This window comes from Nocardia sp. NBC_01730 (genome assembly GCF_035920445.1).
Taxonomy (GTDB): domain Bacteria; phylum Actinomycetota; class Actinomycetes; order Mycobacteriales; family Mycobacteriaceae; genus Nocardia.
This window is the reverse complement of sequence record NZ_CP109162.1, coordinates 8,378,635-8,399,395: the sequence shown is the minus strand read 5'-3', so window position 1 is coordinate 8,399,395 and position 20,761 is coordinate 8,378,635. Positions and strand designations below refer to the sequence as shown.

Below are 20,761 nucleotides of genomic sequence, written 5' to 3'. Positions count from 1 at the left end.
TTTCTGTTGCCGCTGGCCGGTGCCATGTTGACGGTCTGCGCGCAGATCGGCTATCCCCTGACCTCCGGCGACGCGCGTGACCGGATAACGACCGTGATCGTGCTGCTCTCCGCGGGAACCGCACTGGCCCATGCCACGGCGGTCCGGGGAATTCGCTACGCCGTCGGGTTCCTGGTGCTCGTTTCCGGGCTCGGACTGCTGGCCGAGGTGGTCGGCACGGCGACGGGGGTGCCGTTCGGCTGCTACGAGTACGCGGCCGACCGGCTCGGTCCCGTGCTGCTCGGGGTGCCACTGATCGTTGCGCTGGCCTGGACCGGCGGGATGTACCCGGTGTGGGTGGTAGCCGGGATGGTGTCCCAGCGAACGGCGTCGCGGATCGCGCTGGGCGCGGTCGGCGCGGTGGGCTGGGATCTGTTCCTCGACCCGCAAATGGTTGCCGACGCGCAGTGGACCTGGTGCGACACCGACTCGGGGCTGCCCGGGCTCGGCCAGATCCCCTATACGAACTATCTGGGGTGGTTCGGCGTCGCGCTCGTCATGGCCGGTCTGCTCGCAGTCTGGGAGCGCGCGGCGCCCGACGCTGCCCCGGCACCGCAAGCCGGTGGCCGCGTGACCACGTTCGCCGTCCCGGTCGCGATGTTCCTGTGGACCTGGCTCGGGTCGGCGCTGGCCCACGCGGTGTTCCTCGGCCTTCCACATTCCGGGTGGTATGGCCTCGTCGGCATGGGTGGTCTCGGCGTTCCGCTGCTGGTTCTGTCAGCCCGATCGCGGCGCTGACCACACCCGATTGCGCCTGCCGCGCCGCGCCGACGCGCGGGTTGCGACCGTCGCGTGGCATTCCGGACATCTGGCCTGGCACGATGTCACCCGTGCAGCCGAGTCCCGTCACCACGATGCCCGATGCCCCGGTTCCTCCGCAGCAGCGGACACCACGCCGCGGCATGCGTATCGCCGCGGCCGTCCTGCTCGCTGCGTTGCTGGCCCCGGTACTCGCGGGCTGCTTGCGGGTCCAGGTCTCGATGGGTCTCTCGTCCAACGACCGGGTGTCCGGGCGGATCGTCGCCGCCGTCGTGCCCGCGGACCCCAACGACAAGGGCCCGCAGCTGAAGGCGCCTGAGACACTCGCCGCGAAGGTGCGGGTGGAGGCGTACGCGCAGGACGGCTACACCGGCAGCCAGGTGTTCTTCGACGATCTGTCGTTCGGTGAGGTGCAGCAGCTCGGGCAGCTGTCCGAGCAGACCCAGGGGATGTTCCAGCTGCAGTTCCAGCGCACCGGCGACCTGGTCAGCCTCACCGGCCGGGTCGATCTGAAATCCGTTCCGCCGCACGGTTCCGACGTGCAGTTCACCATCGCGTTCCCGGCCCGCGTCGCGAAGACCAACGGCAGCCGCGAGGGCGACAACATCGTCTCCTGGAAACTACCGCCCGGCGATGTCTCCACGCTGCGCGCCGAGGTCAGCTACGCCGATCCGAACACCCGGTCGTTCGCGGGCTGGGCAGGCATCGTCGGCGGCCTCACCCTGGCCGTGGCCGCCGTCGTCGCCGCTATGTCATACATGGATCGCAACCCCGCCGCGCCCGGCGCACCGGAAGTCGGTTTCTCCCTGAGCCGCTGGTGGCGCTCGGTCACGCAGAATCGCTGAGCGGTCGGTCGGTGCGCCGGGATAGCGTGGCGCACATGGTGAGTGCCGATCGGCCGAAAACGTCGCCCGCGACCTCGATCCCCGTGACGTGCGCTGCGGCGCTCGCGGCGCTGGGCGCGGGAATCGCCCTCTACAACCGAATCACCGTACGCCGGTTGGCCAGTACACCCACGACAGTGATCGAGCCGGTCACGGTGTGCGTCCCAGCGCGCGACGAGGCCGATCGGCTACCCGGATTGATCGCTGACCTGCGCGCCCAGGTGCACATCCCGCGCATGTCCGTGCGCATCCTCGACGACGCATCGAGCGACGACACCTCCGCTGCCGCGAGCGCGGCGATCGACGGCGACCCGCGATTCACCCTGCTGCGTACCGAGTCGGAACCCTCGCCCGACTGGACCGGCAAAGCCGCCGCATGCGCCCGGCTGGCCGAGGAGGTGCACACGCCGGTGCTGGTCTTCCTGGACGCCGATGTGCGCCTCGCGCCCGCCGCCATCGCGTCGGCGGTCGGCGAATTGCGCAGGCGACGTGTCGATTTGGTGTCGCCGTGGCCGCTGCAGCTGGCGGGGTCGATGGCCGAAGCCGTGGTACAACCGCTGCTGTGCTGGTCCTGGGCCGCGACGCTGCCGATCACCGCCGCCAATCGCAGCCCGCGTCCGTCCACGGCGGTGGCCTGCGGCCAGTTCCTGGTGTTCGACTACGCCACGTACCGCGCCATCGGGGGTCACGCCGCGGTGGCCGCGACTGTGACCGAAGATCTCGATCTCGCCCGGAATCTGCGCCGGGCCGAGCATTCCACCGCAGTGGTGGTCGCGGGGCCGCTGGCGCGAACCAGGATGTACCGAGGCGCGGCCGAACTGGACGCGGGCTACACCCGCTGGCTGTGGTCGGCCTATGGCGGCACTATTCCCGGCGGGGCGGCGGTAGGACTGCTTGCCGCCCTGGCCTATTGGGTGCCGCCGGTGGCCGCGATGCTCGGCAAAGGCGCAGTCCGCGGCACGGGCTTGTTCGGCTATCTCGCTGCCGTCACGAGCAGACTGCTTGCCCGTTCCACAGAGACCGGCGGCCCGCTCGCGGGCGTGGACGTCGTTGCCGCCCTGGCGCATCCACTCTCGGTCGGGGCGTATCTTCTGCTATGGACGCGCTCGCACCGCGCCCGCCGCCAGGGCATCTTGCGCTGGAAAGGCCGCCCGCTCGGATCGGCGACCGGATAGCGGGCCCCGCGGCACACCCTACGGTGGTCGCGTTCCCCGCGACCGGACGGTCACGGAACCGCAGTGATTCCGACCGAAGGGCACCCGCCACCGCCGGTGCGAGACAGAAGGGGTGTTGTCGAGGCAGAACGAGTGCCGGACGGGTCGATGCCGAATGCGCGCACGGCCGTTGTCTCCCACCACCGGCAAAGGCCGTATGCTGCATCGGGCCCATGGCGTTTCGGTGGCCCGCCCCCTGATCGGGCTTACGCCGCGGAGATGTTCGCCCCGAACGTAGCGCACATCTGGCTACTACAAAGATCCGACGAATCCGCGAGCGGCACGATCTACGTTCACGGTGATTACTTCTCTTGTTCCAGGGTTCATGTACTGGGCATGATAATTCGACTCGACCATGGGATCGACTGACCGAGGGTCGACATCAACCATCCAGAGCGACCGAGAGACCTGGCTCGTCGACGTCGCAGCAACCCCACGGTCACCGGGTGCGGGTGCTTCCGCCGGGACCGATGGAGGAACCGAAGTGATCATCTCTGCTGCCCCCGGCCTCGCTGGGGCCGTCGCCACATCGACCAGTGCAAAGTCACACGCGGCGCACTCGGTGCATTGGCTTTCGTCACGCTCGGCGCCGGATCCCGGGCTGCCGCGACGCCGGAAGCGAGGGCTCAGGCGCTGATCGGTGCGGCAGTGACGCCGTAGCCGAGATTGGTGAGCACCTCGCTGGTCGCCTTGGCAAAGTTGAGGGTGATGAAGTGCAGGCATGGCGCGCCTTCGTCGATCAGCCGCTGCCCCATCTCCGTCGCGATCTCGATGCCGGCCGCGCGCACCGCGGCGGTGTTCTCCTCTCGGCCGTCGCCCGCGGCCTTGCGCAACCGCTCCATGACGGCGGCGGGCAGCGACCTGCCACACAGTTCTTCGGCACGCTGCACGGTGCGCAGCGACGTGATCGGCATCAGCTCCGGAATGATCGGCTTGGTGCCCTCGACCGGGTCGAACGCCGCGACCCGGTCGCGCAGGCGCAGGTAGTGCTCGACGTCGAAGAACATCTGCGTGATCGAATACTCCGCGCCCGCACGCAGTTTCGCGGCCAGGAACGCGGTGTCGGTTGCCAGATCGGGCGAGCGGTGGTGACCCTGCGGGAACGAGGCGACACCGACGTGGAAGTCACCGAGGCCGCGCACGATGCGCACCAGCTCTTCTGCGTAGGAGACGCCGTCGGGATGCTTGTGCCACTCGCCGAGCGGGTCGCCCGGCGGGTCGCCGCGCAGCACCAGGATGTTGCGGATTCCTGAGTCGGCGTAGGCGCCGACCAGCGAACGCAGCTCGGCGACGCTGTGCTGCACCGCGGTCAGGTGCGCGACCGGTAGCAGGGTGGTCTCCTGCGCGAGCTCTCCGGTGATGCGCACGGTGCGGTCGCGGGTGGAACCGCCTGCGCCATAGGTCATCGACACGAACGCGGGGTGCATGCACTCGAACTGGCGCACGGCACGCCACAGCCGCGCCTCGGCGGCGGCGTCCCTGGGCGGATTGAACTCCACGGAGAACGGCACCGCGCTCCCCGCGTGGTCCCGCAGACCCTGCACAACCGACGGTGTTCCAGAGACGTTCGGGTGCGTCCGAGACGGCCGGCCAGGGGTCGAGCTTCCCCGCACGTTGTCGAAAGTCACCGGTCCAGTGTAGAGGTGACCGGCGGCAGCGCCGTCAGGTCACTCCGGCGCCCCGCGTATTCTTCGGACCAGGCAGCACGTTCGCCACATCGAGCGAAACGCGCGACCATCCCCGCTCGGCCTCGAATCACTCGCGCCGCCGACACCCGTGAACCGCGTCCCGCGCGTCCACCACCGCACGACCTTGGAGGCTCCCCTGTCTGCCGGAATCGGTACCCAGACGCCGCATGCCGGTGTGCCACCGCCGGGCACCCCTGCCTTCGTCTCCGCCGTGGAAAGCGCCCTGACCGCGTTCTTCCTGACCCGCCGCGAGATAGTCGAGTGCCTGGGACCGGTCTTCGTCGAGGCCGTCGACGCGCTCCAGCTGTTCGTGCTGCGCGGCGGAAAGCGCACGAGGCCGGCGTTCGCGTGGACCGGGTGGCTCGGCGCGGGCGGCGCTTCGGATGGCCCCGAGGCGACGGCGGTGCTCACCGCGTGCTCGGCGCTGGAACTGGTGCAGGCCTGCGCGTTGGTGCACGACGACATCATCGACTCCTCCCACACTCGCCGCCGCTTCCCGACCGTGCACGTCGACTTCGAGCAGCGCCACCGCGAGCGCGGGTGGGCGGGCGACTCGGCGCACTTCGGCGCCGGCGTGGCCATCCTGATCGGTGACCTGGCGCTGGCCTGGGCCGACGACATGGTGCACGCTTCCGGCCTCGACCCGGCGGCCATCGCCAGGTTCGCGCCGGTCTGGGCAGGCATGCGCACCGAAGTGCTCGGCGGTCAACTGCTGGACATCCACGGTGAGGCGGGCGCCGACGAATCAGTGGCGGCAGCCCTCCAGATCAATCGATACAAGACCGCCGCCTACACCGTCGAACGCCCGCTGCACCTCGGCGCCGCCATCGCCGACGCCGACCAAGGCCTGGTCGAGGCGTATCGCACGTTCGGCACCGATATCGGCATCGCCTTCCAGTTGCGCGACGACCTGCTCGGCGTGTTCGGTGACCCGGCGGTGACCGGCAAACCCTCCGGCGACGACCTGCGGGAAGGCAAGCGGACCGTGTTACTGGCCGAAGCGCTGCGCCGCGCCGACGCCACCGACCCTGCCGCAGGCGAACTGCTGCGCACCAGCATCGGCACCGATCTGAGCGCGGACGACGTGCAGCGGCTACGCGCAGTGCTCACCGAACTCGGCGCGGTCGACGAGGTGGAGCGCCGGATCGCCGAACTCACCGAGAGCGGCCTGGCCGCCATCGAGACCAGCACCGCGACTCCGGCCGCGAAAGAACGGTTGCGCGCGATGGCGCTGGCAGCGACCAAGCGCGCCGCATGAGCGAGCGAACAACGGACACAGCCGAGTTCTCGGTCATGGCGGAGCCGAGCGCTAGCGAGGTGGAGCCACGAGCGAGCGCAGCGAGCGAACAACGGACACAGCCGAGTTCTCGGTCATGGCGGAGCCGAGCGCTAGCGAGGTGGAGCCATGACCGAGCGGACACGGCGGGCGCCCGCGCGCCGTGACGATGAGGAGGAGACCCGGATGAGGACCGTTGCGGGGCCGACCGATCGTGTGGTCGTCGTCGGCGCCGGGTTGGCGGGGCTGTCCGCCGCGCTGTACCTGACCGGCTCCGGGCGCGCGGTCACGCTGCTCGAGCGGGCCGACCACCCCGGTGGCCGGGTCGGGTGCTACCGGGGCGCGGACTACGACATCGACTCCGGCGCCACCGTGTTGACGCTGCCCGCGCTGATCACCGACGCGCTCGCCGCCGTCGGCCGCAGCCCGGAGACCTGTGTTCCCCCGCTGCGCATCCATCGGCTGACGCCGAGTTATCACGCCAGATTCGCCGACGGCGCCGACATCCGGGTGTTCGCCGACGCGGACGCGATGGCCGCGGAGGTCGAGCGCACCTGCGGCCCCGCCGAGGCGCGCGGTTACCGGCGCCTGCGCGACTGGCTGGCCCGCATCTACGCGGCCGAGTTCACCGAGTTCATGGACACCAACTTCGACTCACCGCTGGACTTGGTTCGCAAGCCCGAAAAACGCCGCGCGCTGGTCGAATTGGTGCGTCTCGGCGGATTCGGCAGGCTCGGCCCCCGGGTGCGCCGGTTCCTGAGCGACCCGCGGCTGGCGCGGCTGTTCACCTTCCAGGCGCTGTACGCGGGCATGCCGCCCGCCGACGCGCTCGCCGTGTACGGCGCGATACCGCACATGGACACCTCGCTGGGCGTCTACTTCCCCGAGAGCGGCATGCGGGCGATCGCCGCGGCGATGGCCCAGGCGTTCACCGACGCCGGCGGAACTCTGGAGCTCGGCGCCGAGGTGATCGGGATCGACTACGCGGGCCGCAGAGCCCGGCGAGCCCGCGCCGCGGACGGACGGTCCTTCGACTGTGACGCGCTCGTGCTCACCGCTGACCTCGGGTCGATCGAACGATTCGGTGTGCGGCGCAGACGCTTGCTGCGCGCCGCCCCCTCCGCCGTCGTCGCGCACGGAACCGTGCCCACCGCGGTCGCCGAGACCTGGCCGGTGCGGGCACATCACACCATCGAGTTCGGCCGAGCCTGGGAGGCCACGTTCGCCGAGATCACCGGGCGCCGCGGCCGCGGCGCGCTGATGAGCGATCCCTCACTGTTGCTCACCCGGCCCGCGTTGACCGATCCGAGCCTGTTCATCGACCGGGACGACGGACGGTACGAGCCGTTCTCCCTGCTCGCGCCGTGCCCGAATCTGACTGCGGCGCCGCTGGACTGGGCAAGGATCGGGCCCGCCTACCTGCGCGAGCTACTCGCCGTGCTCGAGAAACGCGGGTACCACGGCATCGCCGGGCGCTTTGCCGTCGACCATCTCGACACGCCGCAAACGTGGCTCGATCAGGGGATGCTGGCCGGCACTCCGTTCTCCGCGGCACACCTTTTCCGGCAAACCGGGCCATTTCGGCCGGGTAATTTTCCGCACTCCAGCGACAACGTGGTTATCGCCGGTTGCGGCACCACCCCCGGCGTCGGCGTGCCAACCGCGCTGCTGTCCGGAAAACTGGCGGCAAACCGCATTTCCGGCGATATCTCACCCGCTCGAAGAGAAACCCCACGCACCAGCGGGATAGGGTTCGGGGCGACGCCGTAAACTAAGCGCCGACCTATTCGCTCGCGGTTGCGACCGCCGACCACTCGGGGGGACCGACACCAGATGGCATCCCCCGAAACGCGCACCGCAGAGGCCGCATCCACCGACACCTCCGGCCCCGCATCCAGCACTTCGGCACGCCGCGAATCGGCCACCCCCCGTGGTTTCCTGTGGTGGATGCGCACCTACGCCGACTTCGCCAGAAGCCCCGAGGGCCATGCCGCCCTGCTCGGCTTCTTCGGCGCCGTCATGATCACCTTCGGCGGGTTCGGCGCGGGCAGCGTCCGCAAACGCGACCCGCTGCTCGAGGCCGTGCACCTGTCCTGGCTCCGCTTCGGCCACGGCTACGCGCTCTCGACCATCTGCATCTGGATCGGCGTACTGCTGATGATCACCGCCTGGGTCCGGCTCGGGCGCGCCACGATCGGGACGGGCGACCGGATGGACGCCGGTGTGACGCTGAACGAGTTGCGCGCGATCGTCGGCGTCTGGATCTTCCCTCTGCTGTTCGCCGTGCCGATGTTCAGCCGCGACGCGTACTCCTACCTGGCCCAGGGCGCGCTGCTGCGCGACGGCTTCGATCCCTACCAGGTCGGGCCGGTAGCGAATCCCGGTGTGCTGCTGGACAATGTCAGCCCCGTCTGGACAACCACCACCGCGCCGTACGGCCCGGTGTTCCTGCTGCTCGGACGCGCGATCACTGCCGTAACCGGCGACAACGTGGTGGCGGGCACCATCGCGATGCGGTTCGTCATGCTGCCCGGCCTCGCGCTCATGATGTGGGCGGTGCCCTATCTGACCAAGCACCTCGGTGGCAAGCCGACCGTCGCGCTGTGGCTGGCCGTGCTGAACCCCCTGGTGCTGATCCATCTGATCGGCGGCGTGCACAACGAGATGCTGATGGTGGGCCTGATGTGCGCGGGCATCGCGTTGGTGCTGGAGCGCCACCACGTGGCGGGCATCGTGGTCGTCGCGGTGGGCGTGGCCATCAAGGCGACCGCCGGCATCGCGCTGCCGTTCCTGGTGTGGATCTGGATGCTGCACGAGCGCGAGCGCCGCGCGGCGCAGCGGGTGGGGCGCGATCCGGCGCATCTGCCCGCGAGCGAGCAGCCCGACGACGCCGCCGAGCCGACCGAGGACATGCCGCATCCCGCGCTGATGTTCGCCAAGATCGCGGGGCTCGGCCTGAGCGTGTTCGCGGTGGTGTTCGTGGCCGCCTCGGCGATCGCGGGCGTCGGCATCGGCTGGCTGACCGCGCTGTCCGGGTCGAAGAAGATCATCAACTGGCTTTCGCTGCCGACTGTCCTGGCACACGCGGTCACCTGGGTGACCCCGCTGCGGCTGGAGTCGGTGCTCGAGGTGACCCGTGCGATGTGCGCGCTGTCGCTGGTCGCGGTGCTGGCCTGGACCTGGTGGCGGTTCCGGCACAGCGAGCGGGAGGCGGTGCTCGGCATCCTGATCGCGTTCGTGGCGATCGTCATCCTCTCTCCGGCCGCGCTGCCCTGGTACTACTCCTGGCCGCTGGCACTGGCCGCCGGGTTCGCACTGTCCACCACGACGCTGATGGGGCTGGTCGGTGTGTGCACCTGGCTGATGCTGGTGTTCCAGCCGGACGGCTCGATCGGCCTGTACAACTTCTGGCATGTCGCCGCCGCGACGTTCGCCTCCGTAGTGGCGGCGATGTCGCTGCGCAGGGTGGACCCGCTGCGCTTGCGTGCCGCTCCACCGAGTAGCGCTCCGGTATCGCCCGCCGCTCCATGACAAACCACCACCTAACGACTGACGCCGAACTCACACTCGCCTATCGCGAATGCAGGCAGATCGCCGCGACCCACGGCCGCACCTACTTTCTGGCCACCAGACTGCTGACGGCGGACCGACGGCCCGCGGTCCACGCGCTGTACGCGTTCGCGCGGATGGTGGACGACATCGTCGACCGCGCCGATCAGCCCGGAGACATCGCTGCGCCCGGACACGGGCAGGCCGAAGAACTCGACCTGATCGAAAAGCAACTGCGCACCGCGCTCGACAGAGCGAGCGCGATACCTTCCGACGTAGCGGGGAAAGACAGTGGGTGGCAGTCGATCCCGGCCCCCGCGGATCGGGCGAGCTCGCCGGAACTCGGACGCACGACAGCGCCGGAAGCCGGCACCCGGCCGGGCACGCTCGTGCTAGCGGCCCTCACGGACACCATCCGGCGCTATAGCATTGCGGCCCAGCATTTTTGGACGTTCCTGTGCTCTATGCGGATGGACGTCCCCGGCACTGCGGACTTCCGGGATCGCTATGCCACCATGGCCGAGCTCCGGCAGTACATGCACGGCTCCGCGGCCGCGATCGGGTTGCAGCTGCTTCCGATTCTCGGCACGGTCGTCCCGGTTTCCGAGGCCGAACCGGGCGCCGCAGCCCTCGGCGAAGCGTTCCAGCTCACCAATTTTCTGCGCGATGTCGCGGAGGATCTCGATCGCGGCCGTGTCTACCTGCCCGCCGACGACCTCGCGGCGTTCGGCGTGCACGACGAACTCCTCGCCGAGTGCCGTCGAACCGGACACACCGACGCGCGCGTCCGGCGGGCCCTTGCCCACCTCATCGCGGTCAACCGGGACCTCTACCGCCGCGCCGAACCCGGCATCGACCTGCTCGAGCCGCGCGTGCGCCCCGCCATTCGCACCGCAGCCACCCTCTACGCCGACATCCTGCATCGCATCGAGGACTCCGACTACGCCGTCTTCGAGCGTCGCGCTCTGGTCCCCCGCCACCGTCGACTACAGGTAGCCGCGACCGAATTCACCGCCGCGCGCCTGCGCAACCGACTCCACCGCTGATCGAGCATCGGTCGAACCACACACTCCGCGACTCTCGACCGCCGGTCACCGCCAGCCTCTGAGCCGCCCCAGCTGCCAGAGAGCTGCGAACACGCGGCCCCACAGGCTCGGCCACAACACAGCGCTCGCCCCCTAACGCGACCACACCGGCCTGACTCCCAATTCCGAGCGAAGCGGAGACCAAGCATTCCCCATTCGCGGCCCGGCTCACGTCCAAGCGACCACCGCGCCCGCGACGAAAACGCCCGCAACGGCCGCCCAAGCGCCAGCCACCAGAGAGCTGCGAACACGCGGCCCCACAGGCTCGGCCACAACACAGCGCTCGCCCCCTAACGCGACCACACCGGCCTGACTCCCAATTCCGAGCGAAGCGGAGACCGAGCATTGCCCCGTTCGCGGCCCGGCTCGCGTCCGAGCGGCCGTCGCGTTCGCGACGAAGTCGCCAGCGGCGGTCGCTCGGACGCGAGCCACGAGGGGGCCGCGAACACGCCGCGCCCGCGCGGCCAAAAACTCAGAACGGGTCGGCCGCCGCCCGGCGCAGCACTTCCCTGGCGAGGGGACCGTGCAGGGCATCGATCGGCTTGCCCGGCAGGCTTTCGTCCTCGGTGAAGATCCATTCCAGGATCTCTTCGTCGGTGTACTTGGCGTCCCGCATCACGGTGATCAGGCCGGGCAACGACTTCACCACCGCGCCGGTGTCGTCGAAGAATCGCTCGGGGACGCCCGCCACGCCGCCTCGGCGTAGGGCGATGAGCTGGTGGTCGCGCAGCATCTGATGCACCCGGGTCACCACGAGTCCGAGTCGGTCGGCCACCTCGGGCAGCGACACCAGGGCCACCGACTGCGGAAGGACGTCATCACTGCAGGGAAATGCACTCACCTGGACAACGGTAGACGGTTCCTGGTCGCCCGTCGTGAGGCACCCGGGGCGGTTCGGTCGATACCATCGTGAGTGCCGCACCGGGCGGCTGATCGCTTGTCGCAGGTACGCGAGGGGTGAGAGCTTTGTGAAAGCCGGAGGACATCACTTGATCGGCCAGATGCTGGAAGGGCGCTATCGGATCGATGCGCCGATCGCCCGCGGCGGAATGTCGATGGTCTTCCGCGGGGTCGACACCCGCCTGGACCGCCCGGTCGCCATCAAGGTGATGGACCCGAAGTTCGCGGGCGATCCCCAGTTCCTGTCGCGGTTCGAGTTCGAGGCGCGCGCGGTCGCCAAGCTCAAGCATTCTTCGCTTGTCGCGGTGTACGACCAGGGCATCGACGGTGACCATCCCTTCTTGATCATGGAGCTGGTCGAGGGCGGCACCCTGCGCGAGCTGCTGCGCGAACGTGGCCCGATGCCGCCGCACGCGGTGCGCGCCGTCGCCGAACCGGTGCTCGCGGCGATCGGTGTCGCGCACTCCGCCGGGCTGGTGCATCGCGACATCAAGCCGGAGAATGTGCTGATCTCCGATGCGGGAGAGGTGAAAATCGCCGACTTCGGCTTGGTGCGCGCGGTCGCGGCGGCCAATACCACCTCGGCGAGCGTCATTCTGGGCACCGCCGCCTACCTGTCCCCTGAGCAGGTCACCAGCGGCACCGCCGAGTCGCGCAGCGACGTGTACTCGTTCGGTGTGCTGATCTTCGAAATGCTCACCGGTCGGGTCCCGTTCACAGGCGACACCTCCCTGTCGGTGGCCTACCAGCGCATCGAGAACGACGTGCCGAGCCCGAGCCGATTCATCGCCGGAGTGCCGCCGGAGTTCGACGAGCTGGTCGCCAAGGCCACCGCGCGCGAGCCCGCGCACCGGTTCACCGACGCGAACGAGATGGCCGGGGCGTTGCGGCAGATCGGCGCGGAGTTGCAACTGCCCGCCTACCGGGTGCCCGCGCCGCAGGAGTCGGCCGAGCACCTCAGCGCCAGCTACCAGGCCGTGCCGCCGGATGGTCAGCCGACCGGGGCGCATGCGTTCGAGCCGCACACGCCGCAGCCCGTGCAGCACACAAAAGTGGTCACCGCGCAGCGGCCCCGGCTCGACTATGGTCGACCGGACGGCTACGACCAGCCGCAGCCGGTGCGCCAAGCACGTCCCGTGCCACCGTATTCGTCTTACGGCAACGAACTCGGCAAGTCCCGCCGCATGGTGTGGTTGTGGGTGGCGATCGTCACGATCCTCACGCTGGTGGTGGGTATCGGCGGTTGGTGGCTCGGCTTCGGCCGTTACTCGGCGGTCCCGCCGGTCGCCGGGTTGGACACCGACAAGGCGGTTGCCGCACTCCGGGACGCCGGTTTCGACACCGAGATACGGCAGAAGGCGTCGGACACGATCCCCGTGGGAGGCGTGGTCGGCAGCGATCCGTCGGCGGGGTCCAAGGTCACCAAGGGGTCGACTGTCGCGGTCCTGATCTCCAACGGCAAGCCCAGGGTGCCGGATATCCAATCGGGTGACGAGGTGTCGAAGGTCAACCAGTTGATCAGGGATGCCGGGCTGCAGCCGATCGACGCCGGAGAGGAGTCCAACGCCGCACCCAAGGGCACTATCGCCAGACTCGATCCGAAGCCGGGAACCGTGCTCCCGCTCGGCGCGCAGGTGAAGGTGTTCCGCAGCAAGGGATCGAAGCCGGTGCGCGTGCCCGACGTGCGTGGCCGCCCCACCGCGGAAGCGGTGAAGATGCTCACCGCGTCCGGAATCACCGTGCGCGAGAACCGGAGTCGGTTCGATCGTGCCGTCGAGGCCGATCACGCTATCGGCACCGATCCCGCAGCGGGGACGACGGTGCAGTCGGGCGACGGCGTCGCGCTGCTCGTCTCCAACGCGCTCAAGATGCCGAGTGTGCTCGGCACGAGCGTCGGCGATGCCCGGGCCCGCCTGGAAGGTATGGGATTGCAGGTGCAGGTCAGCCAGCTCGCGCGGTCGGATTCGTCGGTGGTGATCTCACAGGCACCCGCTATCGGCGCCAACCTCGAGGTGGGCAGCACCGTCTCCCTGGTCGCGCTTCCCTGATTCGTCGATACCCAGGCACATCGGACAGCAGGAAAGGGCGATTGCGCCAGAAGCCTATGCGCGGAAAGTCACGGCACAGGATTACCCGGGCAGGGTACGAACGTCGGCGCACCGGATGCGACCGGTGCGCCGACCGCAGCTCAGCGCAGCATCTCCGCGACGAGGAAGGCCAGCTCCAGGGACTGCTGGGTGTTCAGGCGCGGGTCGCAGGCGGTCTCGTAGCGGCCGGAGAGGTCCAGGTCGGAGATATCCTGGGCACCGCCGAGGCATTCGGTGACGTCTTCGCCGGTGAGCTCGATGTGCATGCCACCGGGATGCGTGCCCAGCGCGTGGTGCACCTCGAAGAAGCCCTGTACCTCATCGACGATGCGATCGAAGTGACGGGTCTTGAAGCCGGTAGAGGCCTCGTGGGTGTTGCCGTGCATCGGGTCGCACTGCCAGATCACCTGGTGGCCGGTGGCCTGCACCTTCTCGATGATGGGCGGCAGCACGTCGCGCACCTTGGTATTGCCCATCCGGGACACGATGGTCAGCCTGCCCGGCTCGTTGTTCGGGTCCAGCCGCTCGACGTACTCCACCGCCTGCTCGGGCGTGGTGGACGGGCCGATCTTCAGACCGATCGGGTTGGCTATCAGCTCCGCGAACGCGATGTGCGCACCGTCGAGCTGACGGGTGCGCTCACCGATCCACAGGAAGTGCGCGGACAGGTTGTAGAGCACCGGCTCACCGATCGCGTTCTCGCTCAGGCGCAGCATCGCGCGCTCGTAGTCGAGCACGAGCGCCTCGTGGCTGGCGTAGATGCGGGCCGACTTCAGGCTCGGATCGGTCACCCGGCAGGCGGTCATGAAGGCGAGGCCGCGGTCGATCTCTGCGGCCAGCGCCTCGTAGCGCGCGCCCGCGGGCGACTTTGCCACGAAGTCGCGGTTCCAGTCGTGGACCTTGTGCAGGTCGGCCATGCCTGCGCCGGTGAGCGCGCGAACCAGGTTCATCGCGGCGCTCGCGTTGGCGTAGGCGCGGACCAGGCGCGACGGGTCGTGCTCGCGCATCGCCGCGTCGGCGGTCAGCGAGTTCACCATGTCGCCGCGGTAGGACTTGAGGCCGAGCGAGTCGACGTCCGAGGAGCGCGGCTTGGCGTACTGCCCCGCGATCCGGGCCACCTTCACCACCGGCAGGCTCGCGCCATAGGTGAGCACGACTGCCATCTGCAGCAGGGTGCGGATGTTGCCGCGGATATGCGGCTCGGTGTTATCGGCGAACGTCTCCGCGCAGTCGCCGCCCTGCATGAGGAAGGCCTCGCCGCGGGCGACCTGGGCCAGCTGCTCGCGCAGCTCCTCCACCTCGGCGGGCACGCAGATCGGCGGCACGCTCTCCAATACGGTCCGCATCTGGGCCGCCTGCTCCGGATCCCAGGAAGGCTGCTGCAGCGCGGTGCGTGCCAGCGCGTCGTCCAACCGCCTGCGCAGCTCGGCGGGCAGCGGCGGCAGTTCCGGCAGGCGATCGATGGGTACGTCGACGGTCCAGTTCACAGGTCCCAGAATACGGACCATCCGGATCGGAGAGGTACCCAGTACCAGGGCTGGAATCACCCCACCCCGGGGTGGGCGGATTCCATACCCGTGTGTAGCAACCGATGGAACCGACGTAAGGTGACGCGTCGTGCCGTGCACCGATCTGGACAGCGACCGACGGTCGCCATGCCACCCCCCGTGCCGCCGAATTCTTGCCAGCAAAGTATCAGAGAGGCAGTTTGCTTGAGGTATTTCTATGACTGCGAATTCATCGAGGACGGTAGGACCATCGATCTGATCTCCATCGGCTTCGTCAGCGAGGACGGCCGGGAGTACTACGCCGTGTCCACCGAATTCGATCCGGGTCGAGCCGGCCCATGGGTACGCAAATACGTTCTGCCGCAGCTACCTCCGCCGTCGTCGCCGCTCTGGCGCAACAGGCAGCAGATCCGCGACGACCTGTACGAGTTCCTGCTGCCACGACCGAGCGTCCAGCCGGAGCTGTGGGCCTGGGTCGCGGCCTACGACCACGTGGCGCTGTGCCAGCTGTGGGGTTCCATGGTCGACCTGCCCACCGCGCTGCCGCGCTATACCAACGAGCTGCGCCAGCACTGGGAGGCGCACAGCCGTCCCGAACTCCCGCCGGTCCCCCCTGACGCGCACGACGCGCTGGCCGACGCCCGGCACAATCTGGCCAAGTTCGAGGCCATCGAGGCGGCCCGCCGCTCGGCGCCACGCCTGTGACACCCGCATCGTGATACATCACGGCCCCGAGTCGGTTTCGACTCGGGGCCGTCATGCGGAGGCGGGGGTCAGTGGCTGTGTTTGCCGTTCGCCTTCTCCTGAGCCTTCTGCAGCACCTTCAGCTGCCTGTGCTCTTCCTCGTGTTCGATCTCGAAATGCTTCTCGCTCTCCTGCCACGGGTCCGCCCGCAAGAAGCTGCCGGTGCCCGGCTTGCCCGCGGAACCCAACTTGCTCATCTTCTTCGGCACCGGAGCGCCTTGATACTCCAGCGGAATCGGATGGCCGTGCTCGTCGACCGGGCCCAGCGGTTGGTGCACCTCGATGTACTCGCCGTGCGGAAGACGCTTGATCACGCCGGTCTCGATGCCGTGCTCGAGCACCGCACGGTCACTGCGCTGCAGACCGATGCAGAACCGGTAGGTGAGGAAGTACGCGATCGGCGGCGCGATCAGCAGGCCGATGCGGCCGATCCAAGTGGTCGCGTTCAGCGAGATGTCGAACTTCAGCGCGACAATGTCGTTGACACACGACAGCGTGAGTACCACGTAGAACGCGATGGACATAGCGCCGATCGCGGTGCGCACCGGCACATCGCGGGGACGCTGCAGCAGGTTGTGGTGCGCGCTGGTGTCGCCGGTGAGCCGCTTCTCGATCCACGGGTACGCGATCAACACGGTGAACACCAAACCCATGATCAACGCGACCCAAAATACGGCGGGCACCGTGTAGCGACCCAGATACAGCTCCCATGGCGGCATCAGACGCGCCAGACCGTCGGTCCACATCATGTAGAAGTCCGGCTGCGACCCCGCCGACACCTGCGACGGGTTGTACGGGCCCAGGTTCCAGATCGGGTTGATCTGGAACACCCCGCCCATGATGCCGACGATTCCGAGGGTGAAGGCGAAGAACGCACCCTGATCGGCGGCGAACACCGGCACGATACGGGCGCCGACCACATTGTTCTCGGTACGGCCTGGTCCGGGGAACTGGGTGTGCTTCTGGTACCACACCAGCGCCACATGCGCGGCGATCAACGCCAGGATGATGCCGGGGAACAGCAGCACATGCGCGATGTAGAGGCGCGGGATGATGATCTCGCCGGGGAAGTCACCGCCGAAGATCAGCCAGTGCATCCAGGTACCGATGATCGGGATGCTCATCGTGATACCGCCGAACGCCGCGCGCAGACCGGTACCCGAGAGCAGGTCGTCGGGCAGCGAGTAGCCGAAGAACCCCTCGAACATCGCCAAGATCAACAGCAGCGACCCGATCACCCAGTTCGCCTCCCGCGGCTTGCGGAACGCGCCGGTGAAGAAGATACGGAACAGATGGATGATGATCGACGCCGCGAACAGCAGTGCGGCCCAGTGGTGGACCTGGCGGACGAACAAACCACCACGCACCTCGAAGGTGATGTCCAGCGCGGTCTCGTACGCCCGCGACATGGTCACACCGCGCAACGGCTGGTATGCCCCGTTGTAGACCACTTCGCTCATCGAGGGATCGAAGAACAAGGTCAGATACACACCCGACAGCAACAAGATGATGAAGCTGTAGAGCGCGATCTCACCGAGCAGGAACGACCAATGGGTCGGGAAGACCTTGTTGATCGACCGCTTCAGAAACGCGGCGGCGATATACCGTTCGTCCGCCTCGTTGGCTTGGGCTGCCACAGAAGGACTCATGAGCGACGCTCCCAGTAGGCGGGGCCGAGCGGCTCGATGAAGTCGCCGTTGGCGACCAGGAAGCCCTCAGCGTTGACGGTGATCGGCAGCTGCGGCAGTGCGCGAGCGGCGGGACCGAAGACCGGCTTACCCCATTCGGTCGCCGAGAACTGCGACTGGTGGCAGGGGCAGAGGATCTTGTTGGTCTGCTGCTCGAACAGCGAGGTCGGGCAACCGAGGTGGGTGCAGATCTTCGAGTAGGCGAAGTAATCGCCGTAGTTGAAGCTCTCCTGCCCTTTGCGCTTGATCGCTTTCTGCGCGTCTTCGGTGCGCAGGCGAATCAGCATGACGGCATTGCGGATACCGCGCAGCGACTGCAGAGTCGCGTGCTCGTCGCCGCGCCACTTCTCCTTCCAGGGGAACACCGTCTCCATGGCGCCCGCGTCCAGATCCTCGGGACGCACCAGCACGATATCCTCCGGGCGACCGGTGTCGCGGCGGATGAAGACGGTCTCGCCCGGGTAGTCCGGGGTCCAGCCCGAGACCCACAGCGGCGACTTGTCACCCTTGGCCCACGGGTTCTTGATCATGCCGCCGACGAACACCAGCAGCGCGCCGACGCCCAGCACGCCGACGCCGGCGCCCGCGGTGCGGGTGATCATCTTGCGGCGGCCGAGGGTAGAGGTGTCCAGCGCGTCCTGCAGCTCGGCGACCAGGGTCCGCCGCTCGACCTCGGGCGATGGACCGTCATGCCGGTCCTGGATGGACAGCTCCGCCGGGATGAACAGCTTGCGGATCAGCACCACCGCGACGCCGATGACCAGCACCGAGATACCGAAGCTGAGGCCGACCAGCGGGGTGAACAGGGAGTAGAGCCCGTGGCCCTCTTCTTCCTTGCCCTTGAACTCCCACGGCCAGAACAGGAACACGCCGACCAGCACGGCCGCCGCGATACCGGATACGGCGAACCAGAAGCTCACCGCACGCTCGGCGCGCTTCTCCGCACGGGTGCCCGGGACCGGGAAGCGCTCTCGCCGGTAGGCGACGTCTACACCGTCGCGCTCGGTACCGAGCTTGACCAGCTCGTCGCGCGACATCGCGTCCAGTTCCGCCTCGGTCGGCTCCGCCGGGGTGGTGTGCGCCGACTGTTTGTTCGACGGCTCAGCGTCGTGCCCCTCGTCCGGCCGACCCATGTCGTCTCGCTCCTTCTCGCTCATGACCTCGATCCGATCCACATCGCGGCGCCGACGACGAGCGTGATGCCGACCACCCAGATGGCAAGCCCCTCGGTCGCGGGACCGAAGCCGCCGAGATCCCAGCCGCCCGGGCTGTGCTCCTCGGTCGCGTTCTTGACGTAGGCGACGATGTCGCGCTTCTCCTCCGGGCTCAGCTGACGGTCGGAGAACTTCGGCATGTTCTGCGGACCGGTGAGCATCGCGGCGTAGATCTGCTGCTCGCTGGCAGGCTCGAGCGGCGGCGCGAATTTACCGGAGGACAGCGCACCGCCGCGGCCGGTGAAGTTGTGGCAGGACGCGCAGTTCATCCGGAACAGCTCGGAACCACGGGCGACATCCGGGCCACGCAGCGATTCCTGCGCGATCTCACCGTTCGTGTCGCGGATGACGGTCGGGCCGCCGCCGTTGGCCGCCACGTACGCGCTCAGCGCATCGGTCTGGTGCGCGTCGAACTTCGGTGGCTTGCGCTGCGCCTGGGCCTCGTTGCGGGCCATCGGCATGCGTCCGGAGGACACCTGGAAGTAGACGGCCGCCTCGCCGACGCCGATCAAGCTGGGACCGCGGTCCGCCACACCCTGCAGGTTCGCGCCGTGGCAGGTGATGCAAGAGGTGTCGTAGAGCTGCTGGCCCTCGCGGATCAGCGCGGACTGGTCCTCGTTCGCGGTCGCGCGCTGTGGGTCCGGCGTCAGCGCCGATGCCAGGAAGCCTGCTCCGACGAGGCCCACCAGCAACGCAAGCCCGCCCGCGATGCGACGGCGAACGCGGCGCTGCCTGCGCGTCTTGCTGGCCTCGCCGTGCCCGGGGCTCGCGGGCTCTGGCGTTGACGGGGGAGATGAACTCATCTGTGTCCCTTTAGAGTAGACGGAACCGACTTGTGCGAAAGCTTGTTGGGTCTCGCCCGGCTCAGCGGACGAAGTAGATCGTGGCGAACAGCCCGATCCACACGATGTCGACGAAGTGCCAGTAGTACGAGACGACGATCGCCGCGGTGGCCTGCGCAGGGGTGAACTTACTGACCTTGGTGCGGACCAGCAGGAACACGAATGCGATCAAACCACCGATGACGTGCAGACCGTGGAAGCCGGTGGTGATGTAGAACACCGAGCCGTAGGCACTGCTCGCGATCGAGGTGCCCTCGTGGACCAGGTTCGTGTACTCGTAGCCTTGGCCGCCGACGAAGAACGCGCCCATGATCAGCGTGATGACATACCAGCGACGCAGGCCGAACACGTCGCCCCGCTCCGCGGCGAACACGCCCATCTGGCAGGTGAAGGACGACGCGACCAGCACGGCCGTGACCGGCACGGCGAGCTTCAGGTTCAGCTCGGTCGGTTCCGGCGGCCAGTTTCCGTGCGCCTGCGCGCGCGCGACAAAGTACATCGCGAACAGGCCTGCGAAGAACATCAGCTCGCTGGACAGCCAGATGATGGTACCGACGCTGACCATGTTGGGCCGGTTCAGCGAGTGCACACGCTGGGTAATGGCCGATCCTGGGGTCCCTACTGCGGTCGTCACGGGGGTAAGTATGACTCGTCGTAGTACGACAGGAGTAGCCGGGTGCGAAACTGGACGCTCCCGGTCGGAAAACACACGGACAGACAGGCTCTCGACCAGGTATCGGCGTGCATCGCCGGGATCGTGGGTCCGGACGGACGCACCGCCAGCATGGCAGGCGAGGGTAAGGAAAAGCTGAGATGGAGGCAGATGTGACACCGCGACCGTGGCGGCGGATGTTCGGGCGAGGCAAGCGAGCCACGCTGGACCCGAGCCGGGCCGATCTGGTGGTGGTGGCGTCCAGTTTCGACGATGCGGAGGCGTGTTCGGCGGCGCTGGAGCGGGCCACCACACTGACACCGAACGCACCTGCGGTGCTGCGGCACCATCTGCGCATCCCGCCCCGGCACGTCGAGACCGTCTGCGTGATCGCCGCCCAGGACGGATACGCGCCCGCGCCGCAGGTCAGGGGTCCGCGCACCGACGAACTCGAGACGCTGATCCTGCAGCGGGTCCAACTGCTCGACGCGCTGCACTGCTCGCAGGAGCGCTCGCGTATGGCCGGTCTCGCGCAACGTCACGACGGGAGCGCCGACGGCTGGGACGCCCTGCAACCAAATCCCCGCCCATAACCGGTCGCGGATTAGGCTGCTTCCCGACAAACTGGTGCG

The 20,761-nt window shown here is 68.4% G+C and carries 17 protein-coding genes and 1 riboswitch; of the genes, 10 read left to right on the top strand and 7 right to left on the bottom strand.

The features are described 5' to 3' along the window. Positions 1 to 24 precede the first annotated feature (24 nt). The 3 genes from OHB12_RS34665 to OHB12_RS34655 all read left to right on the top strand — a co-directional run bounded on the left by OHB12_RS34665 (position 25) and on the right by OHB12_RS34655 (position 2,857). On the top strand, positions 25 to 777 hold the full coding sequence (locus tag OHB12_RS34665; RefSeq protein ID WP_327121751.1) for a carotenoid biosynthesis protein: 753 nt from the start codon (positions 25 to 27) through the stop codon (positions 775 to 777). Between the two features lie 83 nt (positions 778 to 860). Further along, on the top strand, positions 861 to 1,643 hold the full coding sequence (locus OHB12_RS34660; protein WP_442799913.1) for an LppM family (lipo)protein: 783 nt from the start codon (positions 861 to 863) through the stop codon (positions 1,641 to 1,643). Positions 1,644 to 1,678: 35 nt separating this feature from the next. Then, a complete protein-coding gene (locus tag OHB12_RS34655) occupies positions 1,679 to 2,857 on the top strand; it encodes a glycosyltransferase (protein ID WP_327114496.1) in 1,179 nt (392 codons plus the stop codon). 422 nt (positions 2,858 to 3,279) lie between these two features. Then, positions 3,280 to 3,373: riboswitch (SAM riboswitch) on the top strand. Between the two features lie 149 nt (positions 3,374 to 3,522). Here the strand turns inward: OHB12_RS34655 and OHB12_RS34650 are convergent. Further along, positions 3,523 to 4,524: a methylenetetrahydrofolate reductase gene (locus OHB12_RS34650; protein ID WP_327114494.1), complete on the bottom strand. Its 1,002-nt coding sequence runs from the start codon at positions 4,522 to 4,524 to the stop codon at positions 3,523 to 3,525. A 184-nt stretch (positions 4,525 to 4,708) separates the two neighbouring features. Here OHB12_RS34650 and OHB12_RS34645 point away from each other — a divergent pair, with 184 nt between their 5' ends. From OHB12_RS34645 to OHB12_RS34630, 4 genes are all read left to right on the top strand, one after another. Continuing rightward, positions 4,709 to 5,842 (top strand): polyprenyl synthetase family protein, encoded by a 1,134-nt coding sequence (locus OHB12_RS34645; protein ID WP_442800164.1) that lies wholly within the window; start codon positions 4,709 to 4,711, stop codon positions 5,840 to 5,842. A gap of 204 nt (positions 5,843 to 6,046) precedes the next feature. Beyond that, complete coding sequence (crtI, locus tag OHB12_RS34640) at positions 6,047 to 7,630, top strand: phytoene desaturase family protein (RefSeq protein ID WP_327121745.1); 1,584 nt, start codon at positions 6,047 to 6,049, stop codon at positions 7,628 to 7,630. Between the two features lie 63 nt (positions 7,631 to 7,693). After that, a complete protein-coding gene (locus OHB12_RS34635) occupies positions 7,694 to 9,391 on the top strand; it encodes an alpha-(1->6)-mannopyranosyltransferase A (RefSeq protein WP_442799912.1) in 1,698 nt (565 codons plus the stop codon). After that, entirely contained in the window at positions 9,388 to 10,455 is a 1,068-nt protein-coding gene (locus OHB12_RS34630; protein WP_327114492.1) for a phytoene/squalene synthase family protein, read from the top strand. The genes OHB12_RS34635 and OHB12_RS34630 overlap by 4 nt, the downstream gene beginning before the upstream one ends. 511 nt (positions 10,456 to 10,966) lie before the next feature. On the opposite strand, the gene OHB12_RS34625 is transcribed toward OHB12_RS34630, so the two are convergent. Next, positions 10,967 to 11,335 (bottom strand): Rv2175c family DNA-binding protein, encoded by a 369-nt coding sequence (locus OHB12_RS34625; protein ID WP_327114490.1) that lies wholly within the window; start codon positions 11,333 to 11,335, stop codon positions 10,967 to 10,969. A gap of 148 nt (positions 11,336 to 11,483) precedes the next feature. Between OHB12_RS34625 and pknB the strand changes: the two genes are divergently transcribed. After that, on the top strand, positions 11,484 to 13,442 hold the full coding sequence (pknB, locus tag OHB12_RS34620) for a Stk1 family PASTA domain-containing Ser/Thr kinase (RefSeq protein ID WP_327114488.1): 1,959 nt from the start codon (positions 11,484 to 11,486) through the stop codon (positions 13,440 to 13,442). Positions 13,443 to 13,582: 140 nt separating this feature from the next. Here pknB and OHB12_RS34615 read toward each other — a convergent pair whose 3' ends face one another. Continuing rightward, a complete protein-coding gene (locus OHB12_RS34615; RefSeq protein WP_327121741.1) occupies positions 13,583 to 14,968 on the bottom strand; it encodes a class II 3-deoxy-7-phosphoheptulonate synthase in 1,386 nt (461 codons plus the stop codon). A 225-nt stretch (positions 14,969 to 15,193) separates the two neighbouring features. On the opposite strand from OHB12_RS34615, the gene OHB12_RS34610 reads away from it, so the two are divergent. Then, positions 15,194 to 15,694, top strand: coding sequence for a polyadenylate-specific 3'-exoribonuclease AS (locus tag OHB12_RS34610; RefSeq protein ID WP_327114486.1), 501 nt, complete (start codon positions 15,194 to 15,196; stop codon positions 15,692 to 15,694). 68 nt (positions 15,695 to 15,762) lie between these two features. Here OHB12_RS34610 and qcrB read toward each other — a convergent pair whose 3' ends face one another. From qcrB to ctaE, 4 genes are all read right to left on the bottom strand, one after another. Then, entirely contained in the window at positions 15,763 to 17,382 is a 1,620-nt protein-coding gene (gene qcrB, locus OHB12_RS34605; protein ID WP_327114484.1) for a cytochrome bc1 complex cytochrome b subunit, read from the bottom strand. Further along, positions 17,379 to 18,554: a cytochrome bc1 complex Rieske iron-sulfur subunit gene (gene qcrA, locus OHB12_RS34600; protein ID WP_327121739.1), complete on the bottom strand. Its 1,176-nt coding sequence runs from the start codon at positions 18,552 to 18,554 to the stop codon at positions 17,379 to 17,381. The genes qcrB and qcrA overlap by 4 nt, the downstream gene beginning before the upstream one ends. Before the next feature lie 20 nt (positions 18,555 to 18,574). Continuing rightward, the gene (gene qcrC, locus OHB12_RS34595; protein WP_327114482.1) at positions 18,575 to 19,438 is read right to left on the bottom strand and encodes a cytochrome bc1 complex diheme cytochrome c subunit; all 864 of its coding nucleotides are present in this window, start codon (positions 19,436 to 19,438) and stop codon (positions 18,575 to 18,577) included. Between the two features lie 61 nt (positions 19,439 to 19,499). After that, complete coding sequence (gene ctaE / locus OHB12_RS34590; RefSeq protein WP_327114480.1) at positions 19,500 to 20,111, bottom strand: aa3-type cytochrome oxidase subunit III; 612 nt, start codon at positions 20,109 to 20,111, stop codon at positions 19,500 to 19,502. Between the two features lie 179 nt (positions 20,112 to 20,290). Between ctaE and OHB12_RS34585 the strand changes: the two genes are divergently transcribed. Next, on the top strand, positions 20,291 to 20,722 hold the full coding sequence (locus OHB12_RS34585) for a hypothetical protein (RefSeq protein WP_327114478.1): 432 nt from the start codon (positions 20,291 to 20,293) through the stop codon (positions 20,720 to 20,722). The last annotated feature ends 39 nt before the right edge of the window (positions 20,723 to 20,761 follow it).

What these genes read in the sequence shown, in the direction of transcription:
- OHB12_RS34665 (WP_327121751.1), top strand. Translation starts at nt 25, where the DNA reads ATGTTGACGGTCTGCGCGCAGATCGGCTATCCCCTGACCTCCGGCGAC.
- OHB12_RS34660 (WP_442799913.1), top strand. Translation starts at nt 861, where the DNA reads ATGTCACCCGTGCAGCCGAGTCCCGTCACCACGATGCCCGATGCCCCG.
- OHB12_RS34655 (WP_327114496.1), top strand. Translation starts at nt 1,679, where the DNA reads ATGGTGAGTGCCGATCGGCCGAAAACGTCGCCCGCGACCTCGATCCCC.
- crtI (WP_327121745.1), top strand. Translation starts at nt 6,047, where the DNA reads ATGAGGACCGTTGCGGGGCCGACCGATCGTGTGGTCGTCGTCGGCGCC.
- OHB12_RS34635 (WP_442799912.1), top strand. Translation starts at nt 7,694, where the DNA reads ATGGCATCCCCCGAAACGCGCACCGCAGAGGCCGCATCCACCGACACC.
- OHB12_RS34630 (WP_327114492.1), top strand. Translation starts at nt 9,388, where the DNA reads ATGACAAACCACCACCTAACGACTGACGCCGAACTCACACTCGCCTAT.
- qcrB (WP_327114484.1), bottom strand. Translation starts at nt 17,382, where the DNA reads ATGAGTCCTTCTGTGGCAGCCCAAGCCAACGAGGCGGACGAACGGTAT.
- qcrA (WP_327121739.1), bottom strand. Translation starts at nt 18,554, where the DNA reads ATGGGTCGGCCGGACGAGGGGCACGACGCTGAGCCGTCGAACAAACAG.
- qcrC (WP_327114482.1), bottom strand. Translation starts at nt 19,438, where the DNA reads ATGAGTTCATCTCCCCCGTCAACGCCAGAGCCCGCGAGCCCCGGGCAC.
- OHB12_RS34585 (WP_327114478.1), top strand. Translation starts at nt 20,291, where the DNA reads ATGGAGGCAGATGTGACACCGCGACCGTGGCGGCGGATGTTCGGGCGA.